Below are 21,664 nucleotides of genomic sequence, written 5' to 3'. Positions count from 1 at the left end.
GCATTATCCGCCGTGCGATTCCACCACCTTGCGGCAGCCATCCGACAGCTTCGGCTTGTTCGCGCGCAGGCAGGCATTCATCTGCGGCGGCTTGCCGATATGTTCGGCGCAGAATTTTCCGGCATCCGAGCGGCAGGCCATCTGCTCCTGCGGGGTGGGTCCGGATTGCGCTTGAGCCAGCGAGCCGGCGGCGAGCGACAGGATCAGCGCGGCGACTGCTGTGGCAGGGACGTGGATTGATTTCATCGTGGATCACCTTTGGACGGGAATCTGAGGGTTGAAAGCGCGCGGAAGCTCGTCGAGGTTGCGCCCCTGGTCCATGCCATGTTCATGGCGTCGGAAATCGGCCCGCAACTCCCGCGCGCACGCTCACACCATTTTCATGGGATGTTGCCGCGCGCATCAATGGACCATGTACATCTCGCGTCGGCTGCGGTGACCGATCGGCACATCGCAAAGAGCTGCACGCCCAATTTTCGGAGATGACACATGTTGAAGAAGACAGGTTGGCTGAGCGCTGGTCTGACGCTAGCGGCGTTCTCGGCCGTGGCTTCGTTCGCGCCGGGCGGTGTGGGTTCGGCCCAGGCCGCGGTGGTTTACTGCAAGACGGTCGGCGTGCCGAAGGGCTGCGTGGTACGGCCGACGCCGGTTGCGGCAGCGGTGGTCGCTACACCGGTCGTCGGCGTCGCCCGTGTCGGCGTCGGTGCTCCCGGCGTCGGCGTTCGTCCCGGCACCCCCATGAACCGCGGTGGCCCGGTCAATCGCGTCGGCCGTCGCTGAGGTAAAAAGCTAACCAGCAACGCCGTCGCTGTCGGGAAAGCGGTGAGGCAATGTCAGTCTCACGCGCGTGCCTTGATGGCTCTCTTGATCAGTCCCTTGGGCGCAGGAGCTCAGTTCCAGCTCCGCGCCACAGCGCGCAGCGCGGCTTCGCATGTTGCGCAAGCCGCGCGCCGCTTTTATCGCGCCTGCGGCCGCTCCATCCGATGTGATCTCAAAACCCTGGCCGTCGTCCTCGACGGTGATGCAGCCGCGGTCGAGGCCATCGGCGCCTGCGAGCGTCTCGATTCTTACCGTGATACGCCGCGCATTGGCATGCTTGACCGCATTGGTCACGGCCTCATCCAGCAGCCGCACGATCTGGATCACATGCCACGGCCGCAGTTCGGGATGCACCGGCAGGCCTTGCGCCGTGACCGCGCGCCAGTCGAGCGCGATGTCATGCGGACGCAGCTGCGCCGTGGCGCGCTCGCGCCACGAGCCCAGCGCCAGCATCAGATCGCCGCCGATGTCGTCCATCGAGTCGATGACGAGACGCAGATCCTTCAGCGCGGCGCGCGCCGCATCGCCGATTCCCGCGCTGCCATTACCGCGCTCGCTCAAGGCCACGATGCTGACGAGCTGGCCGCCGAGCCCGTCATGCAGGTCGCGCATCAGCCGCGTGCGCTCCCGCGCCAGCGCCGCAGCACGGGCGCGCTCCTCCTCGCGGACGAAACTGGCCTTCAGCTTTTCCTCGGCATCGCGCACCTGGGTGACGAGGTGGCCGGCAAAACCGTCAACCTCGTTCAGCGCGCGGGCGAACCGCCAGGTCAGCCCCGCGCCGATCGCAACCAGCATCGCTGAGTAGGACAGCCGCGCGGTGAAGATGCGATTGGGCATCATCTGGAATACCGAGAGCAGGTCGACAACCCAGCAGGTCAGCATGATCGTGACCGCGCAGCCGAGCAGGAGGCTGGCGACATTCCGCCGCTCCAGCATCGAGCGGGCGGTGACAACAGCTATGATGAGAAGGGATACGCCAACCATCGGCACGGCGAGATACAGGAACAGCGCGCGCACCATCGCCTGATTTCCGAACAGTCCGGCTAGCGCCAGCAGCACGCCGGGAATGAAAATGATCCAGCCGTAGCGCTGCCATTTCCAGCCCGAGAACAACAGCGCAAATGTCAGCACCAGCCCGCTTTCAATCGGCGCCGAAGAAATCAGGATCACGTTGAGTCGGGAAAACGGCGTCTCGCCCATCGGCGTTTGCAGGAACGCCTGCCCGACACCCACCGCCATCGCCGCGGCCAGAACGCCATAGGCCGGCTCATGGCGCCGCATCACCCACATGATGCCGAGAATGACCGCGAGGATCGCCTGCCAGGACGAGAACACCACCGGCAGGGTGACAAAGATCAAAGTTCTCAGATCATAGGTCGGACGCAACAATTCGTCCGGGCCGACCCAGATGCGATCGAGGAAGCCGGTAATCGGGCCCCAGATGAACAGCCGGATTGCAATCGCGTTGTCGCCGTCGCGCAGCACTGACGCCGGGATCACCGCAATCGCCGGCGTGTTGCGGTCGGGGCGGTTGGCGGCGGGATCGCGCCGGCTGTCGAGGATCACCACGTCGTTGACGCTGACCTCGACGCCGTTGGTGAAGCGCGGCAGGAACACCGACCAGGCCCGCGCTTCCCCGGCCGGGCGGACGAATTGTCCGCTGAAGCGGGGCGGATCGTTCATCGCATTCCGCAACGAGGAGAAATACGGCAGCGTCACCGCGCGCTCGACACGTGCTTCGGTGAGGTTGAACGCCGTGACCTGATACTGGGCGGGAGGTCCGGGAAGCGACTGCAGCAGCGCCAGGACGCAGGCGCCGGCGATCATCGCCTGCAGCAGGAGGTACTGGATCAGACGCGACGACTGCAGCCGCCGCCGTTCGCGGGCGGGCAGTTGTTCCGCCGTCGCGTCCTCGTCGTGGTCGTTCACAACTTTATCAAGCCTTGCTGGACCGCCTCGAACACCGCTTCGCCCCGGGTATGAACCTCGAGCTTGCGATAGATGTTCTTGATATGCCCGGGCACGGTCTGGCGCGACAGGCCGAGATGGCTGGCGATCTCGGCGTAGCTGAAGCCCTTGGCGATACCCCAGAGGATATCGATCTCGCGCGGCGTCAGCTTGGCGGTGTTGAGCGCAGGGCCGGGCGGCGGCTCGGGCGTGTTCTGGGTCCGCCGCACGATGAAGCGCGCGATCGAGGCCGAGATCGGCGAGTGCCCGGCGACGAGATCGCGCACGGTGGCGGCGATATCGGTCGGGAAGGCGTCCTTGAGCAGATAGCCGGTCGCGCCGACGGTGATCGCGGAGATCACGCTTTCCTCATCGCCGAGGATCGAGATCACCATGATCTCGGTGTCGGGAAAGCGCTGCCGTGTTTCGCGGATCAGATCGACGCCGTGGCCATCGGGCAATTGAAGATCGGTCAGCAGCACCCTTGGTGCGCCTTGCGCGAGACAGGCGCGGGCTTCCGTGAGCGTGCCGGCGGCCCTGACCTGATATCCGGCCTTGGTCAGCGCGTCCTGCAGCCGCCAAAGCGTCGGCGCGTCGTCCTCGACCAGCACGACCGTGATGGCCTCCACCTTCGGCTCATCGTTCAATGAATTCATCTGAAAACTCCGGCCGCCTGTCCCTGCGGCCCTTGGCCAAGTGTAACGCCGCGGCGGCTTTTTGCGACACCCATGTTCATGGGGCGGGAGTTTTACGAGATTCGGGGGAGGCACGGCGGGCGGAAAAGGCCTATACGATTGCCTCCCAACGAGGCCGCCGAAATGCCGAAAGCTCCCAAAAACGCTCCGCCAGACCCGCACGCTTCCGAAGCAGGTCTTGCCGTCACGCCCGGCGACGTCACATCAGCGGCGGCTGCGATTCGCGGTTCCGTCATGGTCACCGAATGCGACCAGAGCCGGACGCTGAGCGAGATCTGCGGCTGCAACCTCTGGCTCAAATTCGAGAACCTGCAGTTCACCTCGACCTTCAAGGAGCGCGGCGCGCTCAATCGGCTGCTGGCGCTGTCGCCGGACGAACGACAGCGCGGCGTGATCGCGATGTCGGCCGGCAATCATGCGCAGGGCGTGGCCTATCACGCACATAGGCTTGGCATTCCCGCCGCGATCGTGATGCCGATAGGCACCCCGATGGTGAAGATCGAGAACACCAGGCGTCATGGCGCGGAGATCATCATCTCCGGCAAGACGCTGGAGGAGGCTGCCGAGTTCGCGCGCGCGCATGGCAAGGCGAAAAACCTGACCATGATCCATCCCTATGACGATCCGCAGGTCATTGCGGGGCAGGGCACCATCGCGCTCGAAATGCTCGCTTCGGTGCCGCAGCTCGATACGCTGGTCGTTCCGATCGGCGGCGGCGGACTGATTTCCGGCATGGCGGTCGCAGCCAAATCGCTGAAGCCGGAGTTGCAGATCATAGGCGTGCAGGCCGAGCTCTATCCCTCGATGTATAACGCCATCAAGGGCGAGAGCCTGCCGATGCGCGGCGACACGCTCGCCGAAGGCATTGCCGTCAAGACCCCAGGTCGGATCACCACCGAAATCATCCGCCGTCTCGTCGACGACATCATTCTCGTCACCGAGGATCAGATCGAGCGTGCGGTGGCGATGCTGATCGCGATCGAAAAGACGGTGGTCGAGGGCGCGGGCGCCGCAGGCCTCGCCGCGGTGCAGGCCGCGCCGGAGCGTTTTTCCGGGCGCAATGTCGGCCTCGTGCTCACCGGCGGCAACATCGACACGCGGCTGATTGCCTCGGTGCTGACGCGCGAACTCGCGCGCGAAGGGCGGCTGACGCAGATCGCCATCGATATCGTCGATAGGCCCGGCCAGTTGGCATCGGTCTCGGCTCTATTGGCCGAAGCCGGCGCCAACATCATCGAGGTCTCGCATCAGCGCACGTTCTCCGACCTGCCCGCCAAGGGCACCCTGCTCGAAGTCGTGATCGAAACGCGCGACCGCGCGCATCTGGACGACGTGATGAAACGGCTCGGCGAGGCGCGGCTATACCGCATGGTTGCCGGGGCGGCGGTAGGTGCAGCATTTCGAGCGAAGCAGATGCCGGTTCGCGTAAAGAAAACCGTTCCGGATCGATCGAAGGCCGGCCAGTGCAGCTATAGAATGGCGCCAAATGGCTTCGAAAGTCCGAAAGATCGACAAAGCGGTCGATTGACCTCAGTAAGTGACTGGCGGGACGTACCGCCCAAGCGAGAACTCGTAGAACAGCGCCGCCTGATCGACCTGCCGCAAGGCGGTACTGAATCCGGGGTCGATAACTGGAGCATTGGCTGTCAGGACGGTCACAAATATTCGATAAATGTTAACCCAGACGCGCAGGGCTCAGTCTGCACTCGAGACACATTCACCCGAAGTGCTGAATAGCGCCTGTTCTTTCAGCGCGCAGCGATACCGCCTTCAGATACCATCAGCTACGCCTTCACGCCCTCGTGTGCGCTGACATTTCACAGCGCCTGTTGTGAATTTGAGGTAGACTGAGGGTCCTGGTGCTCTGCCGAAGAATCTGACCAGGAGGCACCCATGAACGTTGCGGCTTGGCTGCACGGTCTGGGGCTGGGGCAATATGAGAAGGCGTTCCGCGAGAACGACATTGACGCCGCTGTCCTTGCCCGCCTGACCGCCGACGATCTGATCGGTATTGGCGTCACCTCGGTCGGCCATCGCCGCAAACTGCTTACTGCGATCGCGGAGTTGCGTGACGGGATGACGTCGACGCCTCCTCCTGCCCCGAGCGCACCGGCCTCAGTATCGGGGCGGGCTTCGCCGCTGCCGGAGGCTGAGAGGCGGCAGGTGACAGTGCTGTTCGCTGACATCGCCGGCTACACGAAGCTCTCCGACGAACTCGACGCTGAGGAAGTCCACGCCCTGCTCGGAAGCTTCTTCGATCTTGCCGACGCAAGCGTCGTCGATCACGGCGGGACTGTTGACAAGCACATCGGTGATTGCGTGATGGCGGTCTTCGGTGCCCCGGTGGCATATGGCAACGATCCTGAGCGATGCGTCCGGGCTGCCCTTGATATCGGGAGCCGCATGCCCCTGGTCGCGGCCGATCTCGGCCGCACTATTGGCGTGCACATCGGCATTGCCAGTGGCGAGGTTATGGCCAGTGGCACCGGCAGCGCGCGTCACGTTGAATACACTGTCACCGGCGAGTCCGTGAATCTGGCCTCACGCCTGAAGGATAAGGCCGCCGCGGGCGAGATCTTCATTTCGGATTCAGTCTACCGGGCGCTCGCCGAACGGGTCGACTGCTCCGAGGTCGGTGAGCTTGCCATCAAAGGGCTCGCAAAGCCGGTCAGGGCGTGGCGACTGCGCGCCTTTCGTGAGCCGGCCCGCTCGGGCCGCCAAGCCTTTGTTGGACGGACCCGCGAGCTGCGGCAGCTCGAAGCGGCGCTGGTGCAGTGCCGCGACACGAGACGCGGCCGTGCCATCTACATCCGCGGGGAGGCCGGCATTGGCAAAACCCGCCTGCTCGAGCAGTTCCAGGCGAAGGCTGAAGGGGAAAGCTTTGCCTGTCACAGCGCGCTGGTGCTCGACTTCGGAATGGGCTCCGGTCAGGACGCAATCCGCTCGCTGGTCCGCAGCCTGCTCGGTCTGACGGACGAAAGCAGCCGGGAAGAGATCGACGCAGCGGCTGAGAAGGCCCGCGACGATGGCATGCTTTCTGACGAGCGGCGGGTGTATCTGAACGACCTCCTGAACCTGCCGCAATCAACCGAGCTGCGTACGCTCTATGATGCGATGGACAACGCGGCCCGTGACCGGGGCAAGCGAGCCACCGTCGCCGAGCTCGTCACCCGCGCGAGCGGCCGTCGTCCTCGGCTGCTGGCGATTGAGGATCTGCACTGGGCTGACCAGCCCACACTCGATCACCTAGCGAGCCTTGCCGAGACAGTCCTTGGGTGTCCCGCGCTTTTGGTCCTGACCTCGCGAATTGAGCGCGACCCGGTCCATGAGCTCTGGCGCCCAACGATTGGCGGTGAGCCGATCCTGACGATCGACCTCGGCTCGCTCCAGCCGCGCGAGGCAAACCAGCTCGCCGGGGCCTATCTTGACGCACTCGGCGAACTCGCCCTGCGCTGCATCGAACGGGCCGCCGGCAATCCGCTGTTTCTGGAGCAACTGTTGCGGCATGCCGAGGAGAGCGCCGATGGCGGCGTCCCGGGATCGATTCGGAGTTTGGTACAGGCGCGCCTGGATCGGCTCGCGATGCCCGACAAGCGGGCGCTGCAAGCAGCCTCCATTCTCGGCCAGCGTTTTACTGCCGAAGCGTTGGCAGCTCTGCTCGATCAACCCGGGTGGAATTGCGCTGACTTGATGCGGCATCGCCTGGTGCGCCCGCAGGGCGATCACTTCCTCTTTGCCCACGCGCTGATCCAGGAGGGCGTCTACGACACGCTGCTCAGGAGCCGCCGCCGCGAGTTGCACCGGCGGGCGGCAGAATGGTTCAGGAGCCGTGACCTGACGTTGTGCGCACAGCACCTCGACCGGGCCGACGACGAGTACGCCCCTCGGGCCTACCTGGAAGCGGCACGCGCGCAAGCAGCGGAGTACCGCACCGAACGGGCCCTGCGTCTTGTCGAACGCGGGCTGGTCCTGGCCAGGAAGCGGGCCGATGTGAGTGCACTATCGCTGCTCCGGGGTGAGATGCTGCATGACCTCGGTTCGATCTCGGAATCGATTGCTGCTTTCGAACAAGCCCTCGCAGTCGCCGATGTTGACATCGAGCGGTGTCGAGCCTGGCTTGGGCTCGCTGCCGGCCTGCGTGTGACGGATCGTTTCAACGAGGCCTTTACGATGCTGGACAAGGCCGCGACGGCGGCGGCTACCGACGACCTTGCCGCGGAGCGCGCACGGATCCACCACCTGCGGGGCAATCTCTGCTTCCCGCTCGGAAGGCTCGTCGAGTGCCTGCAGGAGCATGAGCGGGCGCTCGACTGCGCCCAAAGAGCTCGTTCGCCAGAGATGCAGGCGCGTGCGCTTGGCGGGCTGGGTGATGCGGAATACGCACGCGGCCGTATGGCCAGCGCCCATCGGCACTTCAGCCGGTGCGCGGAGCTGTCGCGCGCGTCCGGCGCCGGCCGTATCGAAGTCGCTAATCTCAGTATGGTTGCCCACACTCAGGTGTACCTCAACGATTTCTCCGGCGCGCTCGCGACCGCCCAAATGGCGGTCGAGTTGGCGGCGCGGGTTGGGCATCAACGGGCGGAAATTATCGCCCACAACGCGGCGTGCAACGTGTTTCGCACGAACGGGGAGTTTGCACGTATGAGGATGCCTGCCGAGCGGGCGCTGATGCTCGCTCGGCAGCTCGGCGCCAAGAGATTTGAGGCGATCAGCCTCAATGATCTGGCCATGGTCGCTCGTGCCGAGGCGAGCAGCACGAAAGCGATGGACCTGCTGTACCGTGCCTTGGCGATCAGCCGGGAGACCGGGGTCAGCTTTGCGGGCCCGTGGATCCTCGGCCACCTTGCGATCACGACTGAGGATCCGATCGAACGTCAAACGGCGCTGACGGAAGGCGAGGAGATTCTCCGCAAAGGCGCGGTGAGCCACAATCATTTGTGGTTCTTCCGGTACGCGATCGATGCTTCGCTGGACTCTCAGGATTGGGACGGAGCGGAGCACTATAGCGCGGCGCTTGAGGACTATACGCGGCCAGAACCGTTACCCTGGGCCAGCTTCTTCGTCCGATATGGACGCGCCATTGGTTCACGTGGTCGGTGCCGGCCCGGACAGGAGACGGCTTGCAAGCTTGGCGAGCTGTTGGCCGAGGCCGAGCGCGCCGGCATCGGTCCGGCGCTTGGGCCATTGCTGCGTCAAGGCACCAGCCCCCCTCGGCAACAAGAAACGTGATGTGAATGTAGACGGAGTTTTTTTAGCGGAGATCCGCTCCGCATCAAGGAACGCCATTTCTGCGATGACGTTCGCGGGCTCTCTCCCGGTTTATTGAGCAACCGCCGGGAGCCCAACAATGGGAGTAACCTCAGGCCCAACTGGCCGATCATTGCGTGGAACAGGAGGAGATCATGCAAGCCATCGCCACTGAAACCTTTATCGGCAATATGCGCGGCCCGGTCATCAGGCAAACGGATGCCGATTATGACGGTGTGCGGAGCCTCTACAACGGGATGATCGATAAGAGTCCCGTGATGATTGCGCGATGCACCGACGTCGCTGACGTTGTCACTGCGGTCAATTTTGCAAGGCAGAACGATCTCAAGGTGGCGATCCGCGGAGGCGGGCACAACGGGCCGGGCCTTGGCAGTGTCGACGACGGGCTGATGATCGACATGTCGCTGATGAAAGGCGTGCGCGTCGATCCCACCGCCTGCACTGTCCGCGCCGGTCCCGGCTGCACGCAGGGCGACGTCGACCACGCCACCCACATATACGGGCTCGCCGTGCCGGCCGGCATCGTCTCGACGACCGGTATCGCCGGCCTCACGCTCGGCGGCGGCACCGGATACCTGACCCGCAAGCATGGCCTCACCATCGACAATCTTCTCGAGGCGGATGTCGTGCTCGCCGACGGTCGCATTGTCACCGCCAATAAGTCTGAGAACGCTGACCTCTACTGGGGGCTGCGCGGCGGCGGCGGCAATTTCGGCATCGTCACGAGCTTCCTGTTCCAGGCTCATCCGGTCAACTTGGTCTATGCCGGGCCAGTCTTCTGGGATTTCGAAAATGCCCGGACCGTCATGCAGAAGTACAGGGATTTCCTGCCTGGCGCTCCCGAGGAGCTCGGGGCCTTTGTAGGGCTGAAGACTGTTCCACCGGTGGACCCGTTCCCAGCAGAGCATCAGGGCAAGCGCGCCTGTGCCATCATCGCATGCTACACTGGCCCAACAGACGACGGCCAAGCGGTCATGGCCAGGTTGCTCGGTGAACTGCCCGCGCCGCTTTTCAACTGGATGGGCGAAATGCCCTATCCGGCTCTCCAGTCTATGTTCGATCCGTTCTTCCCGAAGGGCTTGCAATGGTATTGGCGCGGCGATTTCGTGAAAGAACTGACCGACGAAGCAATTGATGCTCATATCGCCCAGGCACAGAACCTGCCGAGCACGCTCTCGCTCATGCATCTTTATCCGATCGACGGCGCTGTCCGTCGCGTGGGCAAGAGCGACACCGCCTGGAACACGCGCGACGCGACCTGGTCGATGGTCATCGCCGGAATCGATCCCAATCCGCAAAAGGCGGGCGAAATCACGCGCTGGACCAAGGGCTATTGGGAGGCCGTGCACCCTTACTCGGCTGAAGGCTGCTATGTGAATTTCATGATGGACGATGGGGACGCCAGCAGGCTCAAGGCCACCTATGGCGACAACTACGACCGCCTTGTCGCATTGAAAGCCAAGTACGACCCGACAAACTTCTTCAGCATCAACCAGAACATCAGGCCGCTCAACTCGTAGAGGAACACGTCTGGCGCGCGGTTCAATCGCGCCAAGGAATCTTATCGGAGCGTTCTTTCGCTTCATGGAACGAAGGAGCGCTCAGGGGTTTGCCAAACCATCATTACGCGATGCATCCAGAGTCCACCGCAGCCAGCAAGTATCGCTGAGCGGCACCTCTCCGTTGCTATCCGACGCGATTGCGTTGCTCGATGTTGGCCGCCGGTCCCCCCGCGCGCACGTTGCGGGCGCCTGATGGATGCGTTTGTGAGCCCGCCATGCTTTTCCACGGACCAATAGTTTCGACGATGATATTTATTCCGGCCACCGCGCTGTCGATTTGACGCTGCACGCTTTCGACCTCGGACTTCAGGAATTCCTGCATTTTCTGGAGTTCAGAAGCCAGCTTGTGAAGTTCGTCCATCGAATTTGAGGTCAACCGGGCGACGGACGCGTTGAATCGCTCGGTGGTGATCTCCAACGGACCAGCGGGACTCGATTTCTCTTTGCCGGGTTGTGTCGCCAGCGTCTCCTCCGGAGGAGGCGTTTTCTCGTCGGGTGCGGCAGACGTTGGGGTATCCATCAGCTCCCTCCCTTCGTGCCCCCCGGCTCGCTGCAGTAGTCGTCATTGAGTCGTTAGGCGATTTGGTGGCGCGGCGGTGGCGATCCATGGCCAGGCTCGAGTTTCCAGTTTGCCCCGGTTAAACTTCGATCATATGGCACTGAGAACGCTGCGTCCCTAATTCACCAGCCGCACCTCGCCTGTGTCGCTGACATCATAGCCGCCGAGTTCGGTGGCACGGTCGCGGAAGCCCGCCTCGCGCATGAAGTCGAACAGCGCCTGCGGTCCCTTCATGAAGTAATCGCGCTGCCTCATCACGAGGTCGAAGCGTTCCCAGGCGAGCGGCAGGAAATCGAGCCCGGCCGATTTCGCTACGCTTCGCGTGGCGATCCCGCAATCGATGCGGCCGGCGCGGATCGCCTGGGCGATGTCGGGGCCGGTCGGAAAGGCAGGCTTTGCCAGTTTCAAATCGTCGAGCGCAATGCCGCCGCGAGCCAGTAGCGCGAGCAGCAGCAGTTGCGCGCCGGCGCCGGCGGGACGTTGCGCCATGCGCGTGCGCGACGTGGCGATCGAGGCCATGTCGCTCAAGCCCAGCGGATTGCCCGGCGCAACGAGAATGCCTTGCTCACGCCGTGCAAAACTCAGCACCACCGCATCGTGCAATCCCGGCGCATCGGTGACCGCGTCAAGATTAGCCGTTTCGTGATCGCCATCGAGGCGGTGCAGATGGATGGCAGCGACCATCACCTCGGCCTGCGTCAGCCGCCGCAGGCCTTCCTCGCTGCCTTCGGGCAGGCTGGCGAGGCCGGAATTGCTTTCGCGCAGCGCCCATTCCAGCAGCGGATCATGACTGCCGCCCATGATCGGCGGCGCTGCCACCTGCGCCAGCGCCGCGGGCGCGATCAGGCCGGCGGACACCCAGCGGTCCAGCGCAGTGCGCGGAAACAGCCAGCGTCCGGTCACCTTGCTGCAAGGCACGGCGCGCTCGGCCACCAGCTCGTAGAGCTTGCGCTCCGAGAGCCGCAGATACTCGGCCGCCTCGTCAGTGGTGAGCAGTTCCGGCATAGGCACCTATATGCATATGAGTGCAGATGTTACGAAAATTGACCATATTGGCCCTATCTGCGCAAGATGTCTGCCGAACGGAATTTCCATGTCCAACGACACAACAGCCCTTCAACTCGTGCTCAGCGGCGATCCTGCGCTGTTCGCCATCGTGCGGCTGTCGCTCTATGTGAGCCTGTCTGCGGTGGTGCTGGCCGCGCTGATCGGCATTCCCCTGGGCGCCTGGATTGCGCTGACGAAATTCCCCGGGCGCCAGGGCCTCATCGTCCTGCTTAACGCCCTGATGGGGCTGCCGCCGGTCGTCGTCGGCCTTGCGGTCTATCTGATGCTGTCGCGCTCCGGGCCGCTCGGCGCGTTCGGCCTGTTGTTCACGGCGGGCGCGATGATCATCGCGCAGACCGTGCTGGTCACCCCGATCATCGCTGCGCTGACGCGCCAGACCATCGAGGATCTCTGGATCGAATACCGCGACGAACTCACCGCGATGAATCTCGGTCCCGTTGGCCGTGTCACGGCGCTGATCTGGGACGCGCGCTTCAGCCTCGTCACCGCGCTGCTGGCCGGCTTCGGCCGTGCGGCGGCGGAGGTCGGCGCCATCATCATCGTCGGCGGCAATATCGAAGGCTTCACCCGCACGATGACGACGGCGATTGCGCTGGAAACGTCGAAGGGCGACTTGCCGCTCGCGGTCGGCCTCGGCCTCGTGCTGATCACGATCGTGATCGCCGTCAACGCGCTGGCCTGGACCGCCCGCCGCGCCGGCGAGCGATTGGCGGGATGACCATGCGCGCCCCTTCGAGCGAACTGCCGATTGAATTCAATGGCGTTACGGTGACGGCAGGTCCCGTCACGATCCTCGACAATATCTCGCTTACTTTGCTCTCGGGCCTGCCGACGGTGCTGATCGGGCCGAACGGCTCGGGCAAATCCACGCTGCTGCGCGTGGCGATGGGGCTGCTCACGCCTTCGCGCGGGCGCGTCACCTGGGGCGGCCTGGAACATGTCCCGCCGCTCAAACGCGCGATCGTGTTTCAACGCCCGGCGATGCTCCGCCGCAGCGTCGCCGCCAATATCCGCTTCGCGCTGCGCGCCGCCGGCATCCCGCGCGTGGAGCATGCGCGCCGTACCAGCGAACTGCTCGAACTGGTCGGTCTCGGCCAACTGGCCGACCGCGCCGCGCGAAGGCTATCCGGCGGCGAACAGCAGCGGCTGGCGCTGGCGCGGGCGCTCGCGCGCGATCCCGCGGTGCTGTTCCTGGACGAGCCGACCGCGAGCCTCGATCCGGTAGCCACCAAGGCGGTGGAGGACATCATCCGCGCGGTCAGCGAGCGAAACATCAAGGTCGTGATGGCGACCCACGATCTCGGCGAAGGGCGCCGGCTCGCCGGCGACATCGTCATGCTTCACCGCGGTCGTATCGTGGAAACCGGCGCCGCCGCGTCGTTCTTCGATCGGCCGCAAACCGCCGAGGCCAGGACGTTCCTCGCGGGCGAACTATTAGTTTGATGGGAGAAAACCAATGAACATGCTCACGCGCCGTTTGATAATGGCGGTGACCGCCAGCTTCGTATTCGCAGGCCACGCCGTCGCACAGGACAAATCGATCGTGGTGGCCTCGACCACCTCGACGCAGGATTCCGGCCTGTTCGGCCACATCCTGCCGATGTTCAAGGCCAAGACCGGCATCGACGTGAAGGTGGTGGCGCAGGGCACCGGACAAGCGCTCGATACCGCGCGCCGCGGCGATGCCGACGTCGTGTTCGTCCACGCCAAACCTGCGGAAGAGAAATTTCTCGCCGAAGGTTTTGGCGTCAAGCGTTACCCCGTGATGTACAATGACTTCATCCTGATCGGCCCGAAGGGCGATCCGGCCGGCATCAAGGGCTCAAAGGACATCGTTGCAGCGCTTGGCGCGATCAAGGCCAAGGGCGCCGACTTCATTTCCCGCGGCGACAAGTCCGGCACCCATCAGGCCGAGCTCAACCTCTGGAAGGTCGCCGGCGTCGACATCGCCAAGGACAAGGGCCCCTGGTACAAGGAGATCGGGCAGGGCATGGGCGCGGCGCTCAACACCGCATCCGCCTCCAACGCCTATGTGCTCGCCGATCGCGGTACCTGGCTGTCGTTCAAGAACCGCGGCGATCTCGCCATCGTAATCGAAGGTGACAAGCGGCTGTTCAACCAGTATGGCGTCATGCTGGTAAACCCGGAAAAACATCCGAGCGTCAAGAAGGATCTTGGCCAGCAGTTGATCGACTGGCTGGTGTCGTCGGAGGGCCAGAAGGCGATCGCCGACTACAAGATCAACGGCGAGCAGTTGTTCCATCCCAACGCCAGCGATTCCGGCGCGTGATGCGGGCGCGGCTTTCGGTTACCCTTGCGGCCCTCGCGATCATGACGGCGCCCGCGATGGAGGAAACAATCTTGCTTCACGCCGCCGGCAGCTTCTCTGTTAAAACAGGCCGTCAGCGCAAGGTGAGGGCTCAGTGATGGCGTCTCAAGCTTCGGGCGAGATCAAACCGCGCAAGGTGCTGCTTTTCAGCGGCCACATGATCGATAGCCCGACCCGTGAGGAGCCCCGGTTCCCGGCAGACAAGGAGCCGGTCGCCGCCAAAGCGATCGGAGATCTGCTCGATCAGATCGCCGTGGAGCGCGGCGATCTGGCGATTTGCGGAGGCGCGTGTGGCGGGGATCTGCTGTTCGCCGAGGCAGCGCTGGCCCGGCAATTGAGCCTTGCGATCTATCTTCCGTTTGAGGAGGACAAGTTTCTTGCGAAATCCGTCGACTTTGCCGATGCGGACTGGCGTTCGCGCTATTTTACAGCGAAGTCACAGGCTGTATTGCACATCGCGCCCGAAGAGCTTGGCCCGCTCAAGGCTGACGAAAATCCCTACGAACGCAACAATTTGTGGATGCTGCAGGTGGCCACGGGGTACGGCGCCGAAAAGGTCGATTTTCTCTGCCTGTGGAACGGAGCAGGCGGCGACGGCCCGGGCGGAACCCAGCACCTGATGCAGGAGGTGCAACAAAAGGGTGGCCGGACCCATTGGCTGGACACGCGGCAGCTGTGGTCGTGAGACGGCCGTTGTGCCTGCTTAGTCCTTCGACACGAATCGTCGGAATGGCGTCATGTCCACGAACTTCGCGGCATACGCCCGTCCTACGGATTGCATCTCCTTGATGTACTCGATCTGATCCAGCGCCTGGACGTGATCCGGATCGATCTTGTTCAGCCCCAAAGCGTCGAGGCCGCCTCGGCTGACATCGGGGTTGTAGCGGGCATACAGGAATTGGCGGCCGCAATCTTCGTCGAGCGGAACGACGCCGCCCTTGAGCGGGTCGCCCTGCCGCGGAATCATGTCGCCGATCTCGCGGTCGATCGGCTCGCCGAACACGCAGCGGCCGATAGCGCGGCAATTGATATCCTGGTCGATCGCAGCGCCGCCCATCAGCACGCCGGGAAGGTGCGCGACGTTGGCCGGGATCAATTGTCCGCGCGCGTTGAGGTCACGGCTGACCGCTGCCGCCGCTCCCGTGCCGACCGAAATCAGCATCATGCGGTCCTCCCCGGTGGGCCAGTTCAGCCGGTACTGCGGCAGCGTCGCCATCCGGAACAGCAGGAAGGCCGGGTTATTGTAAGGTGTGACGCCGCCATCGACGAAGAAGAAGGTTTTTGCAGGGTCGTCTTTATCCCACTCGACTATTTCAGGCGGGAAATAAACGGGTGCGGCGGTGCTCGCCCGCACCAGCTGCCACAGCGGAATTTGCAGATTGCTGTCCGGGCGGTCGCGATCGTTGTACCGGGCGAGGGGATTGCTAGAGACGGGCCACGGCGAATCCGTCGTTGCATTTCGCGTGACGACCAACAGCAGCGAACGCAGGTCTTTGGCTCCAAGCGTGCGCTCCCCGAACACGTCGTTCAGTTTCTCGCGCAGCGGATCGGCCTGATAGAAGCTGCGCAGCCGGCCGATCAGGGATGTCTTTTCGAACATCAGCGGTCCCGCCTCGATGTAGAAATCGATCAGTTCCTGAACTGACTTTCCCATCGCGAGGCCGGCCGCGATGATGGCGCCGGTGCTGGTGCCGCCGATATAGTCGAAGAAGTCTCCGAGACGGAATGACGCGCCCTTGCCGGTGGCCGTCGCCAGATCCTGCTCAATCTTGCGCAGGATTTCGAGCGACATCACGCCGCGGATTCCGCCGCCATCGAGCGCCAGCAGCCTGCGCGGTTTTGCGGTCGAAGATTCTGCTTGCCCGTTGAGATCAGCCATTTGTCGCCCCGATTTGCTGTCGTGTTTCGAACCCGTCAAGGCGGCAATAGCTCGCCCAGCTTCTTCAACTGGTCGTTCAGGCTGGACCCCATCCAATTCACGGCGTCGCCATTGCGGCCGGCCTTGATCAGGCGCTGGCGTTCCTTCTCGACAATCTCGGTCTTCAGACTTCCCGCCTCGTCTCTGCGGCCCAACCCGAACAAGGCCTCAACCTTCGTCCCCCCGATCCAGAACAACTCGTCGGCGCTGGCGCCGGGTGCGTCATGCTTCGATCCGGGTTCGGCCGCCGCGGCTGCGGCTTGCAACAGACGGTCGCAGATTTTCAGGACGTCCTTGCGGACCCGTCGCGCGAGAAGCCGATCCACCAAAGCCTCATCGCCCTCGCTGCGGGACGCGCGAACGTCGAGCACGAATGCGTAGTTGATGCCGTTATAATAATCGGTTTTGATGTAGTAGCCTCTCGCATAAGCCCGCACCGCATCATCGAGATCCTCAGGATTTTCCGTCTCATCCCACAGCCGTTTGTGGATGGCGCCCCACAGTCCCACCGTCTCGGCATCGCTCGACGTTTGTGGCGCAAGCGCGTTCAGAATGTTCTTTGCATTGATAAGCGATGTCTTCTTGTCCGGCTGTTGGAACTTGTAGGTCGCGAGCGCCAGTTGCTGGAGGATGTAGGGGTCGTCAGGCTGCATCGCCTTCAGTCGCTTCAGAAGGGCCAGAGGTAGAGCCCAATCGTCAGCCTCCTTGACCTCGTCTTTCGCGGCGCGAAAGCTTACGAGCAGTTCGGCGAAGCTCTTCTGCTCCCGATCCGTGGGCTCAGAGGAGGGCGCGGGCGGCCCCGCGGCGACCATCGCCGGCGCCTTGGGAAGGCTGGCAGGCTGAAGCGAGGGGATGAACAGAAAGACCGGGCTGTCGGGCTCGGGACTGTCCATCAGCACCGTGATCTTTTTTTTCAGTTCTTCCCTGACGCGCATCACCTCCTTGAACCCAATCTCCTTTCCGAGGTGTTCGTATTTCAGGATGCTGAGATGATTGAGGTCGAACGGGAAGCTGAAGTTCTTCTCCGCCAGCACGATCGTCCGCTGTGGGCGGAGCGCGTGACGAACGCCGAGCTCATACACCGCGTTGACGTTGGCCGTGGACAGGTCCGCAATGACCAGATCTGCCGAAAGCAGATTGTCGTACATCGGCTTGTCGATGACGGTGGAATGGATGATCTCGTCCGCGCGAACGCAGGTGTGGCCGGCCTCTTCCACCACCGGCTTGATGATGTCTTCGTAGGTCCTGTTCAGGTTCAGAACACGCTGCGGGTTCGACTGGAAGTCGGTCTTCTCGCCAAAGCCCATAATGACAAAACAGCTACCCATAATATCCTCCGGCCGGCTGGTAAGCGGCACCGCTGGAGTCGTCGGCAATCAATGGTTGCTTATGAAATGATGCACAAGTCTGAACCAGAACGAGTGTGATTGCAAGCTGGAAGCTTCGCGGGTGGATGTGCTGCCGAAGTCAACGCGAACTTCGCGATGGTCAATTGTTCAGAAGAACTGCGTTCAGTTTCATGAACATTCGTTCAGGCGATCTTGGGCTTTATGTCGCACGCCGGAACGTCACGTGCGCCGGCCGGTTAGCCTTCACTCGTTCTACTGGAGTTCGACGATGAAGAAGCTAGCTATCGTGTTTGCCGTTGGTGCCGCCGCCCTGATGGGAGGTTCCGCGGCCTACGCCGCCGACAATGCGGTGAAGTCGAGATCTTCGGCGGATGCCTCCCGGACTGCCACGCAGTCCTCGACCGACATCAGCGCGCAATATCGCTATCGCCACTGGCATGGCCATCACCATCACCACTGGCGCCACCGTCATTACCGGCCGTACTATGGGAGCTACAACTACTATGCCCCGCGCCCTTACGGCTATTACGGTCCCCGCTACTACGGCGGCGGCCCCGGCGTAACCTTCAGCTTCGGCACCGGCGGCTACCGCTGGTAGGAGAGGTTGCAAGAAACGAAAAGCCCGCGAGCGCCGCGGGCTTTTTGTATGCTCGATGGATGACGCCGCGCCATTGATCGATATGGTACCGGCGGCTGGATCGGTGTACGCATGAGATTGGCGCCGTGGCGTCGATCCCCTCCGTTGAAAGCAACCAAAATGAGCGAGCGACTTGAAACGCTGAAGAAAGCCCGTGAGCGCATGATCGAGGACAGGGACATGCATGCGAAGGTACTGGCCGCTCCCTTCGACCGCGACAAAGCCGAACGGGCCCGCAACAAGTTCATCGAGATTCAGGTGCTGATCGACGCCCTGGACCGCGCGATTGGCGGGGAGGGGGCAGGCTCGCCAACATAATGGCGGCGGTGACAGCGCACTTCATTCGCAGGCGAGCCCGCGAAGGCCTGACGTGTCAATTGAGTGCACCGCCGCCGTAATTTCCATCAGCCGGCTGGCGCCGCGTCACCTTGTCTCGGTTGGATTTGGCAAAAATCGACTTGGTATGAAGGGATGGCCCGTATCCTGCTTTGACAGGTTCGCGCTGACCTGATCCATTTCCATCATCGAGAGTGACCAGGCATTTACCACCAGTGAGAGAGCCGGCCCATGAAAGAGCGGGAACTTCGAGACCTGATTGCAGACGTCAAGACCGGCCGGTTGTCGCGGCGGGCCTTTGTCCAGCGAATGATTGCCGTGGGCCTTTCGGCGCCGATGGCCGGGATGATGCTGAGCCAGTCCGGAGTCGCGATGGCTGCGACCGCGCTTCCCTACAAGCCGACCAAGGCCGGCGGCGGCGGCGTGCTGAAACTGATGTACTGGCAGGCCATCACCCTGCTCAATCCCCATTTCGCCGTCGGCACCAAGGATCAGGAAGGCTGCCGGATCTTTTACGAGCCGCTGGCGGGATGGGATGGCGACGGCAATCTGGTTCCGATCCTCGCCGCCGAAATCCCGAGCAAGGAGAATGACGGCTTGGCCGAGGACGGTCGCTCGGTGGTCTGGAAGCTGAAACGCGGCGTCAAATGGCATGACGGCATGCCGTTCACGGCCGACGATGTCGTTTTCAATTGGGAATATGCCAGAACGCCGGAAAGCGCGGCGGTCTCGATCGCCAGCTACAAGGACGTCACGGTCGAGACGATCGACGACTTCACCGTCCGCCTTATTTTTGCCAAGCCGACGCCGTTCTGGGCCGATGCCTTTGTCGGCAACTACGGCGCGATCATCCCAAAACATCTGTTCAAGGATTACGTCGGCGCCAAGTCGCGCGAGGCACCGCACAATCTGAAGCCGGTCGGCACCGGCCCTTATCTGTTCGTTGATTTCAAGCCGGGCGACATGCTCCGCGCAAAAATCAATCCCACCTATCACGTCGCCAACCGGCCGCACTTCGATGAGGTGGAGGTCAAAGGCGGCGGCGACGCCGTGTCGGCGGCGCGCGCGGTGCTGCAGACCGGAGAGTACGACTATGCCTGGAACATGCTGGTCGAAGAGGAGATCCTGCAGAAGCTGGAAGCCGCCGGAAAGGGCAGGGTCAACATCACGGTGTCAGGCAATGTCGAATTCATACAGCTCAACTCGACCGATCCCGCGGTCGAGGTCGATGGCGAGCGCGCCAGCATAAAGACCAGGCATCCGCTGTTCAGCGACCCGGCCGTGCGCCAGGCCATCCATCTCCTGATCGATCGCGTGTCGATCGAGAAATTCATCTATGGCCGCACGGCGCGGGCCACTGCGAACTTCCTCAACAACCCGGAACGGTTCCGGTCGAAAAACACCAAGTTCGAATTCAACATCGAGAAGGCCAACCAGATCCTCGAGGCCGCCGGTTGGAAAAAGGGCGGCGACGGCATTCGCGCCAAGGACGGCAAGGCGCTGAAGTTTGTATTCCAGACCTCGATCAATGCGCCCAGGCAGAAGACCCAGGCCATCATCAAGCAGGCGTGCCAGAAGGCGGGCATCGACGTCGAGCTGAAGTCGGTGGTGGGATCGGTGTTCTTCTCCTCCGACACCGCCAATCCCGATACCTACCCGCATTTCTATTGCGACGCGCAGATGTACAACACGACAATGCCGCAGGCCGATCCGCAGCTCTTCATGAACCAGTATGTGTCGTGGCAGGTGGCGAACAAGGAAAACAAGTGGCAGGGGCGCAATGTCTCGCGTTGGCAAAGCAAGGAATACGACGAGATCTACAAGCAGGCCGAGCAGGAGCTCGACGCCGTGAAGCGCGCGGCGCTGTTTATCAAGCTCAACGACCTCGTCGTGACAGACAACTACATCCAGCCCATCGTCTCGCGGACCCGGGTCGCGGCGCTCGGCAACAAGCTGACCGCGCATATCTCGGGCTGGGACAACGATCTGTGGCAGCTCGCGAGCTGGTACCGGGAGGCGTGAGAGCGGGGTTTCCCGCGACAAGGAAGCCCGCGAGCGACGCGGGCTTCTTTCGTTTGGCGACGGATCGATGGCAACGGTTACAATTCCCGCGCCCTCGATGACTTCGTGCGGCCGGCGGTGGAAGAAGCCGACGCGAGACGCACGGCGGCTTGTTTCCCCCGTTTGCGCGACGGTCCTTTTGCGGCCAGCAGGACAGCTCGCGCATTGGTCTTTCGGAGGGTTGCGCCGGCATGCCGAGCCGCCGAAACTGCCGCAACGCGCAGCTTGCTGGCGGCCGCGTTCTTTTTGTCCTCGGCGTCGTCGGCCTCCGCCTTGCGCAACAGCGCGCTGGCGGAAGGCGTCAGGTCGACATTCACGGCGGCGATCTGGTCTTGCCGCGACAGGCCGCCGACGCCCTCGCACGGCGCTTTCTGCGGCAGATCGGTCGGCATGTGGACGGTATTCTCTTCGTCGGTCCACGCTTCGGCCTTGTGGCCGGTGATGATCTTGACGTAAGCGCGCGTTTCCTTTGGGAGTGTGCTGCGGCGTGAGAGCCACTTCTCAATCCGGCCGCCGCCCGCATTGTAGGCAGCCGCCGCAAGCCCGAGATTTCCGAACTGGTTATGAAGCTTGCGAAGAAATCTTGCCGCCACAGGGATCGCCTGCAGCGGATCGAACGGGTCTCTCAAGCCCATTTCGACGGCCGTTTGCGGCATGAATTGCGCAATGCCCCGCGCGCCTGCCGAGCTAACCTCCTCGGCGCGAAACCTGCTTTCCTGCCAGAGCAGGCGCGCGAAGAATCCGATCGGGATATCGTTTTCCTCCGCGGCGACCTTGACCGCTTCGCAGATCGGATTCGGTGGCGCGGACTCGTCGTAGAACGATGCGGCTGCATGAGCGGCGGCATCCGCTGCTACAGCTTTCTCGTATGGCGCAGCGACGACGTTTGTTGAGTCCAACGCCTGCGAATACTCGACCGACGCGGCCGAAATTCCAGCGTGGGAATTCGGTGTCGTGGCCGGTTCCGATTGCGCTTCGGCGACGACGAAAGACGGTTCCATCCAGACTGACCTGACGTCGGAACTTTCAAAATCCACTGCGATCACGAACACAGCAATCACGGCGGCGAAAAGATATCGCATCAAACTTCCATCCATGGGTGTGAAGGCCGGCCGG

At 63.0% G+C, this 21,664-nt stretch carries 18 protein-coding genes and 2 pseudogenes; 11 read left to right on the top strand and 9 right to left on the bottom strand.

The genetic code is table 11. The annotated features are described in order from the left end of the window. Window positions 1-3: 3 nt before the first annotated feature. Window positions 4-246 carry a cysteine rich repeat-containing protein gene (locus V1294_RS37330; RefSeq protein ID WP_334485975.1) on the bottom strand — a complete coding sequence of 81 codons (243 nt, stop codon included), beginning with the start codon at window positions 244-246 and terminating at the stop codon, window positions 4-6. A gap of 243 nt (window positions 247-489) precedes the next feature. On the opposite strand from V1294_RS37330, the gene V1294_RS37325 reads away from it, so the two are divergent. Further along, a complete protein-coding gene (locus V1294_RS37325) occupies window positions 490-780 on the top strand; it encodes a hypothetical protein (protein WP_334485972.1) in 291 nt (96 codons plus the stop codon). 9 nt (window positions 781-789) lie between these two features. Here the strand turns inward: V1294_RS37325 and V1294_RS37320 are convergent, their stop codons facing one another. Beyond that, entirely contained in the window at window positions 790-2,748 is a 1,959-nt protein-coding gene (locus V1294_RS37320; protein WP_334485970.1) for a sensor histidine kinase, read from the bottom strand. Beyond that, window positions 2,745-3,422 (bottom strand): response regulator, encoded by a 678-nt coding sequence (locus tag V1294_RS37315; RefSeq protein WP_417021197.1) that lies wholly within the window; start codon window positions 3,420-3,422, stop codon window positions 2,745-2,747. Before V1294_RS37315 ends, V1294_RS37320 begins: the two co-directional genes overlap by 4 nt. 162 nt (window positions 3,423-3,584) lie before the next feature. Between V1294_RS37315 and V1294_RS37310 the strand changes: the two are divergent. Next, window positions 3,585-4,823, top strand: a pseudogene (locus V1294_RS37310) (threonine ammonia-lyase); the annotation flags it as partial. A 76-nt stretch (window positions 4,824-4,899) separates the two neighbouring features. Here V1294_RS37310 and V1294_RS37305 read toward each other — a convergent pair. After that, window positions 4,900-5,066 (bottom strand): annotated as a pseudogene (locus tag V1294_RS37305) (IS5/IS1182 family transposase); the annotation flags it as partial. Window positions 5,067-5,354: 288 nt separating this feature from the next. Between V1294_RS37305 and V1294_RS37300 the strand changes: the two are divergent. Both V1294_RS37300 and V1294_RS37295 read left to right on the top strand, forming a co-directional pair. Beyond that, the gene (locus V1294_RS37300; protein ID WP_334504291.1) at window positions 5,355-8,690 is read left to right on the top strand and encodes an adenylate/guanylate cyclase domain-containing protein; all 3,336 of its coding nucleotides are present in this window, start codon (window positions 5,355-5,357) and stop codon (window positions 8,688-8,690) included. Window positions 8,691-8,863: 173 nt separating this feature from the next. After that, on the top strand, window positions 8,864-10,249 hold the full coding sequence (locus V1294_RS37295; protein WP_334504289.1) for an FAD-binding oxidoreductase: 1,386 nt from the start codon (window positions 8,864-8,866) through the stop codon (window positions 10,247-10,249). Between the two features lie 166 nt (window positions 10,250-10,415). Here V1294_RS37295 and V1294_RS37290 read toward each other — a convergent pair whose 3' ends face one another. Both V1294_RS37290 and V1294_RS37285 read right to left on the bottom strand, forming a co-directional pair. Beyond that, window positions 10,416-10,811, bottom strand: a complete 396-nt coding sequence (locus V1294_RS37290; protein ID WP_334504286.1) for a hypothetical protein — start codon at window positions 10,809-10,811, stop codon at window positions 10,416-10,418. Window positions 10,812-10,967: 156 nt separating this feature from the next. Then, on the bottom strand, window positions 10,968-11,855 hold the full coding sequence (locus V1294_RS37285; protein ID WP_334504284.1) for a helix-turn-helix transcriptional regulator: 888 nt from the start codon (window positions 11,853-11,855) through the stop codon (window positions 10,968-10,970). Between the two features lie 88 nt (window positions 11,856-11,943). On the opposite strand from V1294_RS37285, the gene V1294_RS37280 reads away from it, so the two are divergent. The 4 genes from V1294_RS37280 (at window position 11,944) to V1294_RS37265 (ending at window position 14,932) form a co-directional block, all read left to right on the top strand. Continuing rightward, complete coding sequence (locus V1294_RS37280) at window positions 11,944-12,636, top strand: ABC transporter permease (RefSeq protein ID WP_334504282.1); 693 nt, start codon at window positions 11,944-11,946, stop codon at window positions 12,634-12,636. 2 nt (window positions 12,637-12,638) lie between these two features. Beyond that, complete coding sequence (locus V1294_RS37275; RefSeq protein WP_442895477.1) at window positions 12,639-13,361, top strand: energy-coupling factor ABC transporter ATP-binding protein; 723 nt, start codon at window positions 12,639-12,641, stop codon at window positions 13,359-13,361. A gap of 19 nt (window positions 13,362-13,380) precedes the next feature. Continuing rightward, a complete protein-coding gene (locus tag V1294_RS37270) occupies window positions 13,381-14,208 on the top strand; it encodes a substrate-binding domain-containing protein (RefSeq protein WP_442895476.1) in 828 nt (275 codons plus the stop codon). Window positions 14,209-14,404: 196 nt separating this feature from the next. After that, window positions 14,405-14,932 carry a hypothetical protein gene (locus tag V1294_RS37265; RefSeq protein WP_334504278.1) on the top strand — a complete coding sequence of 176 codons (528 nt, stop codon included), beginning with the start codon at window positions 14,405-14,407 and terminating at the stop codon, window positions 14,930-14,932. Between the two features lie 18 nt (window positions 14,933-14,950). Here the strand turns inward: V1294_RS37265 and V1294_RS37260 are convergent, their stop codons facing one another. After that, window positions 14,951-16,126: a patatin-like phospholipase family protein gene (locus tag V1294_RS37260; RefSeq protein ID WP_334504277.1), complete on the bottom strand. Its 1,176-nt coding sequence runs from the start codon at window positions 16,124-16,126 to the stop codon at window positions 14,951-14,953. 35 nt (window positions 16,127-16,161) lie between these two features. Next, entirely contained in the window at window positions 16,162-17,493 is a 1,332-nt protein-coding gene (locus tag V1294_RS37255) for a TRAFs-binding domain-containing protein (RefSeq protein WP_334485948.1), read from the bottom strand. A 289-nt stretch (window positions 17,494-17,782) separates the two neighbouring features. Between V1294_RS37255 and V1294_RS37250 the strand changes: the two genes are divergently transcribed. The 3 genes from V1294_RS37250 to V1294_RS37240 all read left to right on the top strand — a co-directional run bounded on the left by V1294_RS37250 (window position 17,783) and on the right by V1294_RS37240 (window position 20,509). Next, complete coding sequence (locus tag V1294_RS37250; RefSeq protein WP_334485946.1) at window positions 17,783-18,112, top strand: hypothetical protein; 330 nt, start codon at window positions 17,783-17,785, stop codon at window positions 18,110-18,112. Window positions 18,113-18,271: 159 nt separating this feature from the next. Beyond that, the gene (locus V1294_RS37245) at window positions 18,272-18,469 is read left to right on the top strand and encodes a hypothetical protein (RefSeq protein WP_334485943.1); all 198 of its coding nucleotides are present in this window, start codon (window positions 18,272-18,274) and stop codon (window positions 18,467-18,469) included. A gap of 249 nt (window positions 18,470-18,718) precedes the next feature. After that, window positions 18,719-20,509 (top strand): peptide ABC transporter substrate-binding protein, encoded by a 1,791-nt coding sequence (locus V1294_RS37240; RefSeq protein ID WP_334504275.1) that lies wholly within the window; start codon window positions 18,719-18,721, stop codon window positions 20,507-20,509. A 77-nt stretch (window positions 20,510-20,586) separates the two neighbouring features. On the opposite strand, the gene V1294_RS37235 is transcribed toward V1294_RS37240, so the two are convergent. Further along, window positions 20,587-21,630 carry a lytic transglycosylase domain-containing protein gene (locus tag V1294_RS37235; RefSeq protein WP_334504273.1) on the bottom strand — a complete coding sequence of 348 codons (1,044 nt, stop codon included), beginning with the start codon at window positions 21,628-21,630 and terminating at the stop codon, window positions 20,587-20,589. Between the last annotated feature and the right edge of the window lie 34 nt (window positions 21,631-21,664).

Source organism: Bradyrhizobium sp. AZCC 1678 (genome assembly GCF_036924765.1).
In the GTDB taxonomy this organism is placed as follows: domain Bacteria; phylum Pseudomonadota; class Alphaproteobacteria; order Rhizobiales; family Xanthobacteraceae; genus Bradyrhizobium; species Bradyrhizobium algeriense.
This window is presented reverse-complemented; position numbering and strand designations above follow the sequence as displayed.

Excerpts from the sequence above, each read along its gene's own strand:
- V1294_RS37330 (WP_334485975.1), bottom strand. The coding sequence starts at position 246 with ATGAAATCAATCCACGTCCCTGCCACAGCAGTCGCCGCGCTGATCCTG.
- V1294_RS37325 (WP_334485972.1), top strand. The coding sequence starts at position 490 with ATGTTGAAGAAGACAGGTTGGCTGAGCGCTGGTCTGACGCTAGCGGCG.
- V1294_RS37315 (WP_417021197.1), bottom strand. The coding sequence starts at position 3,422 with ATGAATTCATTGAACGATGAGCCGAAGGTGGAGGCCATCACGGTCGTG.
- V1294_RS37300 (WP_334504291.1), top strand. The coding sequence starts at position 5,355 with ATGAACGTTGCGGCTTGGCTGCACGGTCTGGGGCTGGGGCAATATGAG.
- V1294_RS37295 (WP_334504289.1), top strand. The coding sequence starts at position 8,864 with ATGCAAGCCATCGCCACTGAAACCTTTATCGGCAATATGCGCGGCCCG.
- V1294_RS37290 (WP_334504286.1), bottom strand. The coding sequence starts at position 10,811 with ATGGATACCCCAACGTCTGCCGCACCCGACGAGAAAACGCCTCCTCCG.
- V1294_RS37285 (WP_334504284.1), bottom strand. The coding sequence starts at position 11,855 with ATGCCGGAACTGCTCACCACTGACGAGGCGGCCGAGTATCTGCGGCTC.
- V1294_RS37280 (WP_334504282.1), top strand. The coding sequence starts at position 11,944 with ATGTCCAACGACACAACAGCCCTTCAACTCGTGCTCAGCGGCGATCCT.
- V1294_RS37275 (WP_442895477.1), top strand. The coding sequence starts at position 12,639 with ATGCGCGCCCCTTCGAGCGAACTGCCGATTGAATTCAATGGCGTTACG.
- V1294_RS37270 (WP_442895476.1), top strand. The coding sequence starts at position 13,381 with ATGCTCACGCGCCGTTTGATAATGGCGGTGACCGCCAGCTTCGTATTC.
- V1294_RS37265 (WP_334504278.1), top strand. The coding sequence starts at position 14,405 with ATGATCGATAGCCCGACCCGTGAGGAGCCCCGGTTCCCGGCAGACAAG.
- V1294_RS37260 (WP_334504277.1), bottom strand. The coding sequence starts at position 16,126 with ATGGCTGATCTCAACGGGCAAGCAGAATCTTCGACCGCAAAACCGCGC.
- V1294_RS37255 (WP_334485948.1), bottom strand. The coding sequence starts at position 17,493 with ATGGGTAGCTGTTTTGTCATTATGGGCTTTGGCGAGAAGACCGACTTC.
- V1294_RS37250 (WP_334485946.1), top strand. The coding sequence starts at position 17,783 with ATGAAGAAGCTAGCTATCGTGTTTGCCGTTGGTGCCGCCGCCCTGATG.
- V1294_RS37245 (WP_334485943.1), top strand. The coding sequence starts at position 18,272 with ATGAGCGAGCGACTTGAAACGCTGAAGAAAGCCCGTGAGCGCATGATC.
- V1294_RS37240 (WP_334504275.1), top strand. The coding sequence starts at position 18,719 with ATGAAAGAGCGGGAACTTCGAGACCTGATTGCAGACGTCAAGACCGGC.
- V1294_RS37235 (WP_334504273.1), bottom strand. The coding sequence starts at position 21,630 with ATGCGATATCTTTTCGCCGCCGTGATTGCTGTGTTCGTGATCGCAGTG.